15 protein-coding genes are annotated in these 15728 nt (G+C 53.1%); 10 read left to right on the top strand and 5 right to left on the bottom strand.

All coding sequences use genetic code 11. The annotated features are described in order from the left end of the window. Positions 1-692 precede the first annotated feature (692 nt). The 8 genes from Q0683_RS08065 (at position 693) to gshB (ending at position 7435) form a co-directional block, all read left to right on the top strand. Positions 693-821: a hypothetical protein gene (locus tag Q0683_RS08065; protein WP_298611508.1), complete on the top strand. Its 129-nt coding sequence runs from the start codon at positions 693-695 to the stop codon at positions 819-821. 12 nt (positions 822-833) lie between these two features. Further along, positions 834-965, top strand: a complete 132-nt coding sequence (locus Q0683_RS08060) for a hypothetical protein (RefSeq protein WP_298977192.1) — start codon at positions 834-836, stop codon at positions 963-965. A gap of 12 nt (positions 966-977) precedes the next feature. Beyond that, positions 978-1253, top strand: coding sequence for a hypothetical protein (locus Q0683_RS08055; protein ID WP_298611505.1), 276 nt, complete (start codon positions 978-980; stop codon positions 1251-1253). A 172-nt stretch (positions 1254-1425) separates the two neighbouring features. Then, positions 1426-3261 (top strand): NAD(P)H-quinone oxidoreductase subunit F, encoded by a 1836-nt coding sequence (locus Q0683_RS08050; RefSeq protein ID WP_298977189.1) that lies wholly within the window; start codon positions 1426-1428, stop codon positions 3259-3261. Between the two features lie 27 nt (positions 3262-3288). Next, the gene (locus tag Q0683_RS08045) at positions 3289-4764 is read left to right on the top strand and encodes an NADH-quinone oxidoreductase subunit M (RefSeq protein WP_298611500.1); all 1476 of its coding nucleotides are present in this window, start codon (positions 3289-3291) and stop codon (positions 4762-4764) included. Positions 4765-4780: 16 nt separating this feature from the next. Next, the gene (locus Q0683_RS08040; RefSeq protein ID WP_298611497.1) at positions 4781-6094 is read left to right on the top strand and encodes a CO2 hydration protein; all 1314 of its coding nucleotides are present in this window, start codon (positions 4781-4783) and stop codon (positions 6092-6094) included. 110 nt (positions 6095-6204) lie between these two features. Next, positions 6205-6468: a glutaredoxin 3 gene (grxC, locus tag Q0683_RS08035; protein ID WP_298611494.1), complete on the top strand. Its 264-nt coding sequence runs from the start codon at positions 6205-6207 to the stop codon at positions 6466-6468. 4 nt (positions 6469-6472) lie between these two features. Further along, positions 6473-7435 carry a glutathione synthase gene (gene gshB, locus Q0683_RS08030; RefSeq protein ID WP_298611490.1) on the top strand — a complete coding sequence of 321 codons (963 nt, stop codon included), beginning with the start codon at positions 6473-6475 and terminating at the stop codon, positions 7433-7435. A gap of 217 nt (positions 7436-7652) precedes the next feature. Here gshB and Q0683_RS08025 read toward each other — a convergent pair whose 3' ends face one another. From Q0683_RS08025 to Q0683_RS08005, 5 genes are all read right to left on the bottom strand, one after another. Continuing rightward, positions 7653-8570: an ABC transporter substrate-binding protein gene (locus Q0683_RS08025; RefSeq protein ID WP_298618001.1), complete on the bottom strand. Its 918-nt coding sequence runs from the start codon at positions 8568-8570 to the stop codon at positions 7653-7655. Positions 8571-8775: 205 nt separating this feature from the next. Continuing rightward, complete coding sequence (locus tag Q0683_RS08020) at positions 8776-9687, bottom strand: ABC transporter substrate-binding protein (protein WP_298977186.1); 912 nt, start codon at positions 9685-9687, stop codon at positions 8776-8778. Positions 9688-9759: 72 nt separating this feature from the next. Continuing rightward, positions 9760-12648: a translation initiation factor IF-2 gene (infB, locus tag Q0683_RS08015; protein ID WP_298615856.1), complete on the bottom strand. Its 2889-nt coding sequence runs from the start codon at positions 12646-12648 to the stop codon at positions 9760-9762. Between the two features lie 194 nt (positions 12649-12842). Further along, the gene (rimM, locus tag Q0683_RS08010) at positions 12843-13394 is read right to left on the bottom strand and encodes a ribosome maturation factor RimM (protein ID WP_298615858.1); all 552 of its coding nucleotides are present in this window, start codon (positions 13392-13394) and stop codon (positions 12843-12845) included. After that, a complete protein-coding gene (locus tag Q0683_RS08005) occupies positions 13375-13989 on the bottom strand; it encodes a precorrin-8X methylmutase (protein WP_298615861.1) in 615 nt (204 codons plus the stop codon). Before Q0683_RS08005 ends, rimM begins: the two co-directional genes overlap by 20 nt. Positions 13990-14199: 210 nt before the next feature. Here Q0683_RS08005 and Q0683_RS08000 point away from each other — a divergent pair, with 210 nt between their 5' ends. Next, positions 14200-14691 carry a CGLD27 family protein gene (locus Q0683_RS08000; protein WP_298613969.1) on the top strand — a complete coding sequence of 164 codons (492 nt, stop codon included), beginning with the start codon at positions 14200-14202 and terminating at the stop codon, positions 14689-14691. Between the two features lie 31 nt (positions 14692-14722). After that, positions 14723-15682, top strand: coding sequence for an asparaginase (locus Q0683_RS07995; protein WP_366142480.1), 960 nt, complete (start codon positions 14723-14725; stop codon positions 15680-15682). Positions 15683-15728 lie beyond the last annotated feature (46 nt).

Here is a 15728-nt window from a genome sequence, read left to right as displayed (position 1 = left end):
CGCCCAATTTTCCAAGCAGCCTTGCCTGCGAGGTGATACTTGCCCACCACTGTGCCTTGGGAACACACAATCAGCCATGCTTGCTTGTCAACATCGGGAAAGTGCGCCATGGAAGTCTGCCACGGATACTTTTATCATACGTACTTCACTCTTGCTTTTGGGGCTGGATGATGCTTTGAAAACCTACGGAACCTGAGATTGAATTTTTTAATAGACAATTTACAGACATCAACTTCAGTGCTCATACGGATAGTAAAAGGCTATTCGCATATTTAGATTAAACAGTAAAAGCATATTAAAAGGTATATTAAATACTTTCTAACGTCTAGTTGTGAGGTGAACATAGGACGTTTTTAGACCAAGGTTTTCACTCATCAATTGTATAAAAAGAGTTGGTTTTATCAAATTTAACCAACCTGTTGTGAGCTTCCTATGAAAAAGCCGGCTTCAATTTCTGTGTCCAATTTGAGTCAGGGTTTCCCCTTGGTGCAGAATGAAAATTAGGCTCCATCAACTCAACAGCTGAAGCTGCGGCGATCGCTCCTTGCCAATCTCCTAGTACTGGCAGTAGGCTGTGGCATTCTCACCTTTGCCGGCGCGTTTCTCTACCGCCACTTGACAACTGTTCGCAGTCGCGACGCCGTCATCAATGGGGTGATTGTGAATGTAAGGCCGATGCTCGTGCTGCCGAGTTGGGGCTGACCCCGCGCCATACTCGCAGTAACTACGACCCCCGCCTGCGGCTCCAAGAGTTACAAATTCAGATTGGCGAACAGCAGGCGATCGTCAAAATCGCTGCCCAACAACGACAGGTTACCTAAGCGCAGCGGGAGGTGGCGCAGCGCAGGGTCGTGGAGGTGCCTGCCCCCATTGCCGGCTATGTGTGGCGGGTGGATGCCCGGCCGGGCATGTTTCTGGGTAAAGGGGATCAAATTTTGCAATTGCTGGATTGCCAACGGCGTTAGATTGATGTGTTTGTGGATGAACAATCTCTGCGGTTGATCCACCCGCGCACCAAGGCAAAAATCGAACTCTATGGTAGTAAAGGGAAGGTTCTGTGGGGAACCGTGAGCAACATTCGTTCGGGTTTGGGTCGGCTCAATCCTGGAGATGATCAGGTGATCCCCATTCCCGAAAATTACCCGCGTCAAAGTCAAATGCGTGTTGAGCTAAATGCCAACCAAGACTGGGGTGAGGGGAACTTTTACTATGTGGGCTACACCGCACGAGTAACGTTTCAGATTGTCCCCTAAGTATTGATATTTACCTTAAAGATTTCATTGTTGCGACAAGGTCTGTTGTTGCCGTTTATCTAGGCAATAAGAAATATTGATGCAATTTTATTCTTAACCGCCGTCAAGTACGGTGCCGTTCATAGATAAGATCAAATCCAATTAGTCTTACCCATAGGCAGAAGCAGGGTTTATGTTGCAATCATTTGCGGACACGGTGTGGCTCGTACCTTTCTACTCGCTGGTGGGAATGGCGTTGTCCTTGATTTGGTCACCGGCAATCACTCGCAAGACGGGACCTCGTCCAGCGGGCTATGTGAATATCTTGCTCACATTTTTCTCCTTTGTTCATGCGCTACTGGCAACGGTAGCGATCGCCAACCAGCCGCCGCAGTCTGTGCATTGGACATGGCTCGATGTCGCGGGTCTGCACTTTGACATTCCTGTTGAGATTTCTATTTTGACGACCACGGCTCTCATGCTGATCACAGGCTTGAATCTAATGGCTCAGGTCTTTGCCATTGGCTACATGGAGATGGATTGGGGCTGGGCGCGGTTTTTTGCTCTCTTGGCCCTCTTTGAAGGGGGGATGGCTGCTCTAGTGCTCCTCGACTCCCTCTTCTTTAACTATGTGGTGCTAGAAATTTTGACCCTTGCCACCTACTTACTCATTGGTTTTTGGTTTAATCAACCCCTAGTGGTTACGGGTGCCCGCGATGCCTTTCTCACTAAACGGGTAGGAGATTTGGTGCTGCTGATGGGGGTGTTGGCGATTTATCCCCTTGCGGGTTCGTGGAACTACGATGATTTAGCGGCTTGGGCCACCACTGCTCAAGTGAATCCCCTCTTGATTACCCTGATTTGCCTAGCTCTGATTGCTGGCCCTATGGGCAAATGTGCCCAGTTCCCGCTGCATCTGTGGTTGGATGAAGCCATGGAAGGTCCAATTCCTGCTTCGATTCTCCGGAATGCCATTGTTGTGGCTACGGGGGCATGGGTGCTCGTTAAGCTAACCCCCATTCTCAGTCTTTCCCCCGTGGCTCTAACGGCTTTGCTGGTGATTGGGAGTGTTACCGCATTGGGGGGAACCCTCATTGCCATTGCCCAAGTGGATATTAAGCGCGCTCTCTCCTATTTAGTCAGCGCCTACATGGGCTGGGTATTTATTGCTGTCGGTCTCAAGGAGCCGGGCTTGGCCTTTGTCTTTATCCTCACCTATGGGGTGGCAATGGCATTGCTGATGATGAGCATTGGTGCCATTATCTGGAACAGCATTACCCAAGATCTGCGGCTGCTCGGTGGGTTGTGGTCACGGCGCCCCATTTCTGGCATCTCGTTCCTCGTTGGTTCAGCCGGACTCCTAGCCTTACCGCCCCTGGCAAGTTTTTTCCCTCAGGCGGAATTACTGGATACGGCCTTTAGCCAACTGCCTTGGGTGGGCGTTGTACTGCTGCTCATCAATACCTTTGCGGCCTTTAGTCTAGGTCGTACATTCTGCCTTGTTTGGGGCGGTGAGGTTAAGCCCATGACGGCGCGATCGCCCGAGGTGTTTTGGCCGATGATTTTGCCAATGACGGTTGATTTGGGACTCGTGTTGCACTTGCCAATTCTCATGGGGCGATTTGATTGGGTGATTTGGACTCATCCTTCCTTAACCACCGCAGCCATGCTAACCCTGACCGCTCTGTTGGGTTGGGGGGTAGCCGCATGGGTCTATCTCGGCAAAGCAATTCCCAAACCCATCCAGTTTCCCCTGCCGTTGCTTCAGGATCTGCTGGCCTACGATTTCTATACGCCGAAGCTCTACAAAGCTACAGTGGTGGGGGCAGTGGATATGATTTCCCGCATTACCGCTTGGTTTGATCGCACGTTTGTGGATGGCACGGGCAATGCCTTTGGTGTGGTGACACTCCGCGGGGGAGATCGCCTGAAGTACAGTACAACGGGTCAATCCCAAGTCTATCTCCTCACCATCTTGATGGGGGTCGCCATTCTGGTCATTGCCATTTGTTGGCCACTGCTGGCTTAATACTCCATTCCTTGAGGTTCTTGCCCTATGCTGACGCTGTTAATTGTGTTGCCCGTCATCGGTGCGCTGCTGATGCCGCTGCTACGGGCGCGATCGCTCCGTTCGGGTGCGTTGGTTACTGCCGCCGTCACCTTTGCCCTTTCCCTGTGGATGCTGACGCAGTTCGATGTTCGGCAAACAACACTGCAATTTACGGAATTTGTGCCGTGGCTATCGCCCTTGGGATTGAACTATTCCCTTGGTGTGGATGGGTTGTCCCTACCCCTGATTGTCTTGGGGACGTTCTTGACGCTTGTGGTGGTGTTCACAGGTGAAAAAAGTGCCCCCCGCCTGTTTTATGCCCTTGTTCTTCTGGCCAATGCAGGAGTTACCGGAGCTTTGGCGGCACAGAATTTACTCTTGTTCATTTTCTTCTACGAAATCGAGTTGGTGCCATTTTATTTGCTGATTTTGCTCTGGGGAGGGCAGCGCCGCGAACAGGCCGCCATCAAGTTCCTCATCTATACCGCAGTTTCTGGCATTCTTGTCCTCGCTGCCTTTTTGGCAATGGGTTGGCTGACCCACGCCCCCAGCTTTGACTATGCCGATATCCAAATGGCTGGCTTGGCACCCACGACCCAAGCAATTCTTCTGTTGCTGTTGATCTTGGGCTTTGGTATCAAAATGCCCTTGGTGCCCCTCCACAGCTGGTTGCCCGATGCCTATGTGGAAGCTTCGACGCCAACCGCAATTCTGCTTGGGGGGGTACTGGCAAAGTTGGGCACCTATGGGCTGGTGCGTTTTGCCCTAGGCTGTTTTCCAGAGGCTTGGGGGCAGCTGTCGGGTTTGCTCGCAATCTTGGCGGCTGTGGGTATTCTCTATGGTGCCCTTGCCGCGATTGCTCAAAAGGATATTAAACGGATGGTGGCCTACAGTTCCATTGGTCACATGAGCTATGTTTTGCTGGCGGCAGCGGCTCATACCCAACTGAGCATGGTGGGGGCGATCGCCCAAATGATTAGCCACGGCTTGATTCTGGCACTGTTGTTCTATCTGGTAGGGGTCATTGAAACCAAAGTGGGCACCCGTGAGCTAAATGTGCTCAATGGTTTGCTCAATCCCCTGCGCGGCCTACCCACCACCAGCGCCCTCCTAATCTTGGCGGGGATGGCCAGTGCCGGTATTCCGGGACTGGTGGGTTTTGTGGCTGAATTTTTAATCTTCCAAGGCAGCTACGACACGTTCCCAATTCCCACCCTGCTTGCAGTCGTTGGCACTGGTTTGACAGCCGTTTACTTTGTGATTTTGATTAACCGCACCTGTTTTGGCCGCCTTGACAATGCGACGGCCTACTACCCTCGGGTGGTTTGGTCAGAAAAAATGCCCGCCATTGTCCTGAGCCTGTTAATCCTAGTCTTGGGTGTGCAGCCCACGTGGCTCGTGCGGTGGAGTGAAACCACCAGTGCCCAGATGGTTGCGGCAATACCAAGTGCAAGGGAAATTGTGGCCAGTTTACCCCAATAGTTAGGAGAGTCTCCCCATGGTTCAAGCACTCACCCATCCCAGTTCGGCAAAACTGCCCCCCTTAGATCACCCCTTAGCAGACATCATTTACCGCCTTGAGGCGGGGGGTGCCCTCATTCCCGACACGCCAGTGAACCTAATGAAGATCATTGGCATGTACAAAGCCTACTCCATTCCGATGGACTTCTACTGGCGCGATCTGCTCTACCTTGGCGAGCGGGTATTTATTGATCCTTTTCCCTTTTTTAAGTATTTTCCGACCAAAGAATACTTTGATCTGCCCAATCATTACGCTGGCGATACGGCAGATCTGCGGATTTGGCGCGGCCCTGCCCATGCCCGCCCCGAACTGATGGCCTTCATCGAGAAGGGGGAAACCGGCAAGATGCCTCGCCTGCTGCACCACCTCTGGCACGATCGCATCAACATGGAGTTCTCTGAAAATCTTGCCCGCAATATGATGTGGCACCGCATGGGGGGCCAACTGGACATTTACCTTGATTCTGAAGAGTACAAAGCCGCAGCCGATAAGGCCATTCGTGCCTACTTCAAACGCAACCCACTGATGTTGGGTTTGCACAAGCTCTTTCCGGACCTCTTTTTAGAGCAAGCGCGCCAAGCCACCTATATGACTGTGCTGGGGCTATTTTGGGAAGTAATGGCACCGGTCTTCTTTGAGATTAGCGATCGCTACGATGAGGGCAGCATTACCAGTGTTAAGGATGCGATGAACTTTTTGGTCAATGGAATTTTTGCTGCTGCCGGCCGTCCTATCTATCACCATGTCTATATTGATGATGAGGTGCATGTTCTTGTGCCTAAGGAAAAGGGCTTTATGTGGCTCTATGAAGCGGCTTTCCCCTATGTAGAAGCGGTCTTTTATCGCACAGCCCCCTTCCGAGGAACCAAGTCCTACAATGCCCAAGCCAATCAAATCCCCACAGATCAAGTGGACTTCCACTATGGCATTCTCTTTGCCGATAAATTTCCTGTGGGAACCGCGGGAATTCCGCCAACGCTGCTGCATCAGGATATGTACCACTTCCTCCCCCCGTACCTAAGGGATTACTTCCACCAACACTGTCGCGGTGAGGATGATATTTTGGTACAGTTGGGGATTGCCTTCCAGCATGCCATGTACACAGTGACCTCTGCCGTTTTGCAGGCAACCCGTGCTGCCTTCTACTATCCCTTAGATGATCCCAATCCAGAGCACTTGATGGCCAACCGCCGCTTCTTTGTGGCGCAGATGGATCGCTTTCTTCGCCCCCAGTACGGGATTGCCGAGGCCTGCAAAATCCGCAATGTTCAAGACCCGAATTACTTGTAGCGAGTTGTAGGACAGGACTTAAGGGAGAGGAGGTGTGTCTCTTCTCCCTTTTTGCTAGGCTGGAATCAAGGTGAACTTTTGTAATTTGTAAATCGTAAAAGGGTGGCGCTGTGGCCAATGTCGAAATCTATACGTGGTCTCGTTGTCCCTTCTGCATTCGGGCAAAGCAACTCTTAACACGCAAAGGGGTGCAATTTACCGAGTACGTGATTGATGGGGACGAAGCTGCTCGTGAAGCAATGGCGCAACGTGCCCATGGCCGGCGATCGCTGCCGCAAATTTTCATCAACAACGAGCACATTGGTGGCTGCGATGATCTCTATGCCCTAGAGGCGCAAGGAAAACTGGACGCTCTCCTGCAAGCGGCAGCCTAGCGGAATGGCCGTAGATATTGCCTTTATCATTGACCCCATTGCCAGTCTAGACCCCGGCCACGATACCAGTGTGGCCTTGATGGAGGCAGCGCAAGCAGCAGGGGCGCAGGTGTGGGTAACGGAGATTTCCCAACTGCTGATCCGCGAAGGCCAGGTGTGGGCAGCGCTCACCCCAGTCCAGTTATCCCCGGTACAACTGGTGGCCGGCCGGTGGCAGATTCCTCAACCGTGGTTTCAGGCGGGTGCAGTGGAATGGCGACCCCTCAATACCTTTCGCGCCGTGTGGATGCGCAAGGATCCCCCTGTGAATACCGCTTACCTCTATGCCACCTACTGTCTCGATTTAGTGGATAAAACAACCACGCTTGTGCTCAACTCGCCGGCGGGTCTGCGCCATGCCAATGAAAAGATGTACGCCCTGCAATTTCCAAGCGTGATTCCCAAAACCATTGTGACCGGGGATAAGCAACACATTCGTGAATTTGTGCAGCAGCAGGGCATGGCAGTGCTCAAGCCCTTGGGCGGTAAAGCAGGAGAAGGCATCCTCTTTTTGCAGGCGGGCGATCGCAACCTGAATTCAATGATTGAAATCAGTACCCAACGGGGACAACTGCCGGTGATGGTGCAGGAATATCTACCGGCAGCCAAAGAGGGGGACAAGCGAATTATTCTCCTGAACGGCGAACCAATGGGGGCAGTGAATCGGATTCCCACAGGGGATGAATTTCGCGGCAATATGGCCACGGGTGGACGGGTGGCAGCCGTCGAAATCACGGAACGCGATCGCCAGATTTGTCAAACCTTGGCTCCTGCTCTTCAGCGCGATGGCCTCTATTTTGTGGGGATTGATGTCATTGGCGGCTATTTAACGGAGGTCAACGTCACTAGCCCCACCGGTGTGCGGGAAATTGATCGTCTCAATGGGACGCGCCTCGGTCAACAGGTGATGGCTTGGCTATTGGGATAGGACAGCAATACGATTTAATACTCTAAGTGTAAGTAGCTCTAGCTGCCAATTAAGGTTTCAATGGACTATTGGAGCTGGTGTGGCATTAGCTCTACACCGCCGATTGAGGTGTAGTTGCAGCTATCGCAACCGATCCCGTCACTTTCTACCCAACTATGCAAGGATAATTTAAGGACACGCTCAATCCCCTTGAAACTGTCGTTCACCACGTCTGACCCTAGGCAATACCAATTTGAGTCTGCTGATCATTCCACATTTTCCATTTTTCGTAGATGCGGCGCAATGTACCGTCCTTTTTGAGAATATCAAGGGCTTGATCGACTTCTATCTTGAGAGTTTCTCCTTTGGGGCTGTTCTTATTAAAGGCAATCACATAGTTATTCAAAAAAGTGGGCATACCAATTGGGCGCAAGTTATTGTTTACCGTGCCCCCTGGACCAGCTCCGAGAATGTAGTAGGCAACAATTGGATAGTCCACCATCACTGCATCAATACGCCCTTGGGCAAGATCATCAAAGGGCAAATTGCCATCATAGGCACGGGTTTTGATGTTTTTGTCACTTTCAAGAATTTCTTGGGCTTTGTAGCCAATGCCTGTACCGACGGTCATGCCGGCGAGATCGGCAAGGGTGACTTCGCTAGTGGCGGTGTATTTTTCAAAGCGGGGATCCTCAGCCCGCACCACAATTTGCTGACCATAGCGATAGTAGGGCTGGGAAAAGAGTTGGGTTCGCTCGCGATCGGCAGTGATTTCCCAGCCATTGAGAATCATGTCAAAGCGGTTGGCAGCCAAGGCAGCCGGGAGTTGATCATAGGCTGTGGCAACAAATACGGCCTTGACCCCCATTAGTCGGGCGATCGCGTCGGCAATTTCCACCTCAAAACCAATCAACTTACTGGGATTCACGGGATCATAAAACACGTAGGGAGCACCACTGATGGCCTCAGCCCCCCAAGCCAATGTACCGGGATTGAGGAGGCCATTGCTGGAGACGGTACCCGTCGTTGAGGTTCCAGAGGTCGAATCTACGTTGCCGGCACAGGCTGTGAGCAGGGCTTTACTACTGGTGGCGATCGCCATTGCCCCCATGCCCTGCGCCAACCGGCGCAAAAACGTCCGACGCTGCAGTTCCATCTTAGGGTATTCCTCCATGCCTAGTTTTGCCGATGATCCTGAGTCTTGGATTTGCCGAGGGTATGGCGACCAGTACTGAGCTAGCCTTTCCCGGAGATACTGGCAAGGGTCAGGGAAAGTGGTGATAGGGCTGGGAAGGTTCTTCTAAAATAACTCATAAGGTACCCCCAGGGGACTCCAGTTTTTCCTATGCAAAACTCTGACCCTAAAGAATGCCAATTTCTGCTTGAGCTTCATTCCAGAGTCCCCAGCGTTCATAAATCCGTCGCAACGTGCCATCTTTTTTGAGAAGACTCAGTGCTTGATCAACCTCCCCCTTGAGAATTTTTCCCTTGGGGCTATCGCCATTGAATGCCATGACATAATCCGCTAAAAACAGGGGCTTGCCAATAACTCGTAGAGCGGAATTCTTATTTGCACCAATCCCCTGACCTAAAATTTCGTAAGACACTATGGGAGTGTCCAAAAGAAGGGCGTCAACTGCTCCGCTTTCCAAGTAGTTGAAGTAGTCAGTTCCGCCATATAGCCGGACTTTAAGGGTAGGCGTTTCCTCAAGAATTGCTTGCGCTTTGTAGCCAAGACCTGTGCCCACTGTCATGCCCGTGAGAATCTCGAGACTAATCTCGCTATTGGCGGTGTACGCTTGAAAGCGGGGGTCATTTGCCCGCACCACCACCTGCTGGCCATACCGGTAGTAAGGTTGGGAGAAAAGCTGAGTTTTCTGCCGTTCGGCAGTGACTTCCCAACCGTTTAGGATGAAATCAATTTGGTTGGCAGCAAGCATGACTGGCAGTTGATCGTACAACCCAAGAATTAAGCTAGCTTGCACTCCCATAAGTTGGGCGATCGCGGTGGCAATTTCCGCTTCAAAGCCCAGTAGTCGATCCGGCTTTGCCGGATCAAAAAAGACATAGGGAGGACCTTGCTCGGCACCCCAAGCCAATGTACCAGGGTTCAGCAAGCCATTACTGGAGACTCTGCCCGTCTTCGCGGTGCTGGAAGGAGAATTCGCCTGATTAGCACAGGCCGTCAGTAGTGGCTTACTGCTGCTGGCGATCGCCATTGCCCCCATGCCCTGCGCCAGCCGGCGCAAAAACGTCCGACGCTGCAGTCCCATAGCCACCTCCTCCCATCAGGTTGACCATGAATCATGAATTTAGAGTTATCGGTTCATCAACTCTGCCCCAGTTTAGTTTTTATCGCTACTGCTGCCAAGACTACGACGCTTAGTTACTGTTTGGAACGCAGAAATAATATCGCCTTCCTGCCAAAGTTCAAAGTCGTCTAAACGCACGCCACATTCGTAGCCAGCGGCAACTTCGCGGACATCGTCCTTCATGCGTTTGAGGGAACTCAAGATGCCCGTGTGAATGACGTTTTGCTGGCGCAGCACCCGCACTTTACAGTTGCGTACCAGCTTGCCACTGAGCACATAGCAGCCCGCAACAATTCCCTTACTGAGGGGGAAGATCGCCCGTACCTCTGCTTGACCCAGCTCTTCTTCAACCAGCTCAGGCTCCAGTAGCCCTTCCATTGCCCCTTGAATATCATCGAGGAGCTTATAAATGATGTTGTATTCACGAATATCAACGTTGTATCGTTCTGCCGCTTGGCGTGCCCCTGAGGCAAGGGTGGTATTAAAGCCAATAATGACGGCACTACTGGCGGCGGCAAGGTCAACATCGGTTTCGGTAATTTCGCCGGGGGCAGCCAGCAAAACCCGCAACTGCACTTGATCTTGGGGGAGCTGGTTGAGGGCTGTCAAAATGGCTTCTACAGACCCTTGAACGTCGGCTTTGAGAATGAGGTTGAGTTCTTTGAGTTCCCCTTCCCGCGCTTGGCTAGACAACGAGGTGAGGGAGACTCGGCGGGCAGCGGCGGCTTGGGCAAGGCGGGATTGCCGTTGGGCGGCGGCTCGCTCTTCCGCAAGGGCACGGGCGGCTTTTTCATCGCTGAGGACTTCAAATTCATCCCCGGCAGCAGGCACATCCGCCAGACCTAGGACTTCTACGGCAAAGGAGGGGGTTGCTGCCTCGACCCGCTGCCCGCGATCGTCAATCATGGCGCGGACTTTGCCAAAACAGGCACCCGCCACCAGAATATCACCGACCCGCAGTGTCCCATTTTGTACCAGCAATGTGGCCACAGGTCCCCGTGCCCGGTCTAGGTGGGCTTCAATGACGGTGCCTTTGGCGGGGCGATTGGGATTGGCGTAGAGATCCTCCACTTCCGCCACTAGCAGGATCATTTCTAGGAGCGTGTCCAGATTTTGGCGTTGTAGGGCGCTGACGGGCACCATAATCGTGTCGCCGCCCCACTCCTCGGGCACCAGACCATATTCAGTGAGTTCCTGTTTGACTCGCTCCGGTTGGGCAGAGTCTTTGTCAATTTTGTTAATGGCGACAATGATCGGAACTTTGGCTGCTTTGGCGTGACTAATGGCTTCAATGGTTTGGGGTTGTACTCCATCATCGGCAGCAACCACGAGAACGGCAATGTCGGTAACCCGTGCCCCCCGTGCCCGCATAGCGGTAAAGGCTTCGTGACCGGGAGTATCGAGAAACACCACCTGATGTTTTTCGCCGTTGTATTCGACATCTACGTGGTAGGCGCCAATATGCTGAGTGATACCACCTGCTTCCCCTGCGGCAACCTTGGCATTGCGAATCGCATCGAGAAGGCTGGTTTTGCCATGATCCACATGACCCATGATGGTGACCACTGGAGGGCGGCGTTGCAGGTGATCGAGATCGCTGGATTCCAGCATTTCCGATACTTTTGTGGCATCGGCTTTCTGCTGAGCGGTCTCAACAGTGATTCCCAATTCCTTGGCCACAAGTTCAATTGTTTCCACCTCAAGGGTTTGGTTGATGGTGGCGGCAATTCCCCTAAAGAAGAGAATTTTAATAATTTCCGCTTCGGGGCGACGCACTAAAGTGGCCAACTCCTGCACGGACATCGGGCCTTCAATTGTAATGTGATCGGGAGGTGGTGCTTCGGCTGGCTCTTCTTGACGGCGATCGCGCTGGCGGGGTTGTTTTTTCTCGCTGCTTTTTTCAGTTTTCGCCGCCGGTGTAACAGGGCGAGCTGGACGAGGGGTCTTGGGTTTGGGTGGCCGTTGCAGCGATTGACTGACATCCACCGTGACTTGGGGTACCGCCACCAAGCGGCTGGTGAGTTCCAGTTCTTCCTCTTCATCAATGAGTTCTTCACGCAACTTGGCCGCGCGGGAGGATTTCCGTTTGTTCTCCTCCTCATCAAAGTCTTTGTGACGGTGGCGGTCTTTGATGACTTTGCTTACGGACTTATCATCGAGAACCTCAACGGTTTCGGGGACAGGCTTCGGTGAATTCGCTGCCCGCGGCACTGGGGGAACAGGTTTTGCCGGGGGCGGTTGTAGCTGCGGCATTGAGGGCTTGGGCGCCATTTCCGGAGGTTTGACCGGTGCCGCAGGTGCTGCCCGCTGCACAATTTCGATGCGGTCTTGACTGTTGGGTTTCGCAGGGGCGATCGCCCCCTTTTCTTTCTTGGGGGGTTCCTTCAGCTCTTTGCGGGGCGGGGGAGCTGCAGCGACTGTTTCCGCCTTCTTGGTGGGGCGAGCCGGTGGGGGGACTAAAGCCGGTGCTGGACGCGGTGGTGTCGGTTCGGGTTTTGCCGGAGGTGTCGGGGGCTTGGGAGCCACGGGTTCCACCGGTTTCGTGGCAACGGGTTCAGGGGGAGTGGGTCGTGTGGGCGCTTGCGGCGGTTGGGGGCGAGCGGGGGGCTGTTGTAATTGAGGCTTGGGCGCTTCTGGCGTCTCAGAGCGGGTTTGGGTGTGCACAGCAACAATCTGCTGGGTTTTGGGAGGGGCTGGGGCTTTTTTCACCGGGGGAGGGGTTTTTGAGGTTTTACGGGGGGAGGCGCTGGAGGGTTGGTAGGTTTTGGCCGCTTCGCGAATGCGATCAGCATCGGCCTCGGAAATAGTACTGCTGTGGCTTTTATAGGCAATCCCCAACTGTTCACAGATCGCCAATAAATCTCGATTATCTAGGTTGAGTTCTTTAGACAGGTCATAAATGCGAACTTTACCAATGCTCATGCTCTCTCTCAAAGGCGCTGAAATCTCTACGAAAGGACAAACGGTAGGGCGATCGCGTGGGTAAGGACTACCGTTAAGGTGAAATTAACGGGTTTTAAGGAATAGGTTGGGACAACTCATTCAACAGCAATTTCAAAAGTCGAGGCCAAAAAAGTAGAAGTATTCCTATTATTAACGATTTTGGGAGGGATTGATCAGGGCAACAACCCCAAAGGCGGATCGATTTCAATGCGTCGTGCCCTTAGATCAATGACCGGGACAATGGCCGGTACAAAGGGAATATAAACCAATGGGGGCGCTTTGGGGGCAGGGTTGAGTAACCGTACTTCCAGTAAGTCATTCCCTGCATTGACCAAACCCACCACCTCGCCAACCTGCTCCCCTTGGTGATACACTGCCAGTCCTATTAAGTCCATGAGGTGGTATTCATTGGCTGCAAGGGGCGGGCGATCGCTCGCGGGCACTAAAATTTCTGCACCTTTAAGCGCCTCCGCTGCGGTGCGATCGCTAACTTCAGCAAAGGCAACAACGAACTGTTCGGCACGGGGCAAAAATCGCCCGCGCACAAGAGTGACAGCATAGGGTTGTGGCTGCCGGGGCGATCGCAACCAACGGGAACCCGCTACCGTAAAGCGCTCGGGAAAATCGCTAAAGGGCTTGACCTTGACCTCCCCCCGCAGGCCATGGGCGCCGATAATTCGGCCAACACAGAGCCACTCACTCGGCTCAGGGCAGGGGGTCACCATAGGCTGTCCAAGCCAACTTCAGTAAACCGTTCATAATTGCTGTGGCAACGCTGACGCCCCCCTTGCAACCCTTAATAGCAATGTGGGGCACCCAAGACTTTTGCAGGCGTTCCAAAATGGGGGAGAGAAAATTGGGAGCGGCGTCAATAATTAACGCGGGGCGAATCTCCTGAGCCTCCACTAAGGTCAGTAACGGTTCTAGGGCCGAATGATCACTACTGAGGACAAAAATGGCCGTGGGATGACGCCGCGCCAAGGTTTCAATGCCAAAGGCAATGCGGGACTTTTCCTGCTGCGGACGGGTGAAGGTTTCTGCCCCGCAGTAGATCGGATTGCCAAAGGTGTTTTGGGTGTAGGAGAGGACGCCCACCTGCACCATCGTGACATCCACCACAATCGGGGTGTGGGCGGCGAGGGCAGCCACACCGGATTGCAGAGCCTGCTCTGAGTAAGTAATGAGATTGAGATACTCTAAATCCCCTGTAGCATAAATTACGCGGCGCGCAATGTCGTATTGTGCTGGACTCAGGTTGTGTCCCGCCAGCAACTGGTCAATTACACGCAATTGCGCAACATCAGACTGGTGCCATTCCATCAACAGTGCCGCAAGGAAGTTAAAGAATGATTCATGTGGCAACGCCTTGGCAACAATTAATATAGCAGCAAAAGTTTTGTGCCACTCGGCACAGGGGAGTGTGCCATCCTCTAGTGTAAGGGGCGATGCCCAATTTCATGCACCCTGTGGCGATCCACGATTTCAGGGAGACTGGTATGCTGGAAACAGCGTCCTTAAACTTGTGCCACTGTGTCTCAGATTCTCTGTCCCGTCCCGGCAGATCAACGACCCATCAACGAATATCGTGACCTCAAAGCCTCTTGGTTTTTTGAATGGTCAACTTGGCCACGTCCGCGCTTTCGACGGCGTTTGGCACTGCTGTGGGGAATGGCTTGGTTGGTCAGTGCACCGGTGGCGATCGCCAGTTTTTCTTTGAAAGAGGCACCTTTTCACACCCTTTTGGCCGGTGCTCTAGGAGCAAACTTCTTATTGCTACTCATCCTTCTGCGCCTTGTGTTGGGTTGGGCCTACGTGGGCGATCGCCTGCAACGTCCCACCGTTGTTTATGAAGAAACCGGCTGGTATGACGGTCAAGAATGGCAAAAGCCTGAAGCTGAATTAGCCCAAGATCGCCTAATTTATACCTACGAGTTGCGCCCGATTTTGCAACGGCTACAGGTGACCCTTTTGGCGCTAGGGATCTTTTCTGTGGGACTTGCCCTTGTCTGGGCACTCCTGTAGCTGCTGCTGAGATTGTTGCCCATTTACCCGCATGACTGAACCTATGTCCAAACGCACCCAAGCCCCTACCCTCGAGGTTTGTTTACTGCGGGAAGGGATTGTTGAGTCGCGCCACCATGTCCATGCCGTTGTCTGTGATGCCCGGGGTCGCATCCTTGCCCTTGCAGGAAATGTAGAAACCGCTGCTTTTGTCCGCTCTGCCCTCAAGCCCTTTCAAGCCTTGGCAGTGACCACCACAGGAACGATGGAACGGTTTGATTTAAGCGATCGCGACCTTGCCATTATCTGTAGTTCCCACCAGGGCCGTATTGAGCAAGTCCGCCAAGTCTTTAACATTCTCTGGCGGGCTGATGTCGATCCCACGGCGTTGCAATGTCCCGTTCCTGCCGGCCGCCAAGGGGCACTCCAGCACAACTGTTCGGGGAAACACGCAGGAATGCTAGCGGTTTGTCAACAGCGCAATTGGCCGTTGGCCAGCTATCTGCACAAAAATCACCCGGTGCAGACCCTGATCCTTTCCAAGGTGGCGGAACTGCTAAGGATGCCCGCCGCAGAATTTATCTGTGCCCACGACGACTGTGGGGCGCCCACGTACTTGATGCAACTGGTGCAGATGGCCACCCTTTACGGCCAACTGGCCTCTGGCAATGACTGGGCAATGGAGCGCGTTGTGCGTGCCATGACCCACCACCCTGATTTTGTGGCCGGCCCCGGCGCCTTTGATAGTGAGTTGATGCGCCTCACGGAGGGGGAAATCCTCAGTAAGTCTGGGGCTGAGGGAATTCAATGCATAGCGCGCGTGGGGGAAGGCATGGGATTAGCGATTAAAGTCAGCGATGGCGCTAAGCGTGCCAAATATGCCGTTGCCATTCAACTGTTGAAGCAACTGGGCTGGATTACCCCCAGTGTGGCGGAGACCTTGGGGGAGCAGTTTTTGATTCCCAACCAATTTACCCGTCTAGAGGTCAATGGTGAACTGACTTTTGCCTAGAGATTGAGCTTGAACGGTTAAAGTAAGTTTACCCCCTCAGCAGTGA

This window comes from uncultured Thermosynechococcus sp., assembly GCF_938074695.1.
GTDB lineage: Bacteria > Cyanobacteriota > Cyanobacteriia > Thermosynechococcales > Thermosynechococcaceae > Thermosynechococcus.
The sequence above is the reverse complement of the archived record's forward strand: the minus strand, read 5'-3'. Positions and strand labels throughout refer to the sequence as shown.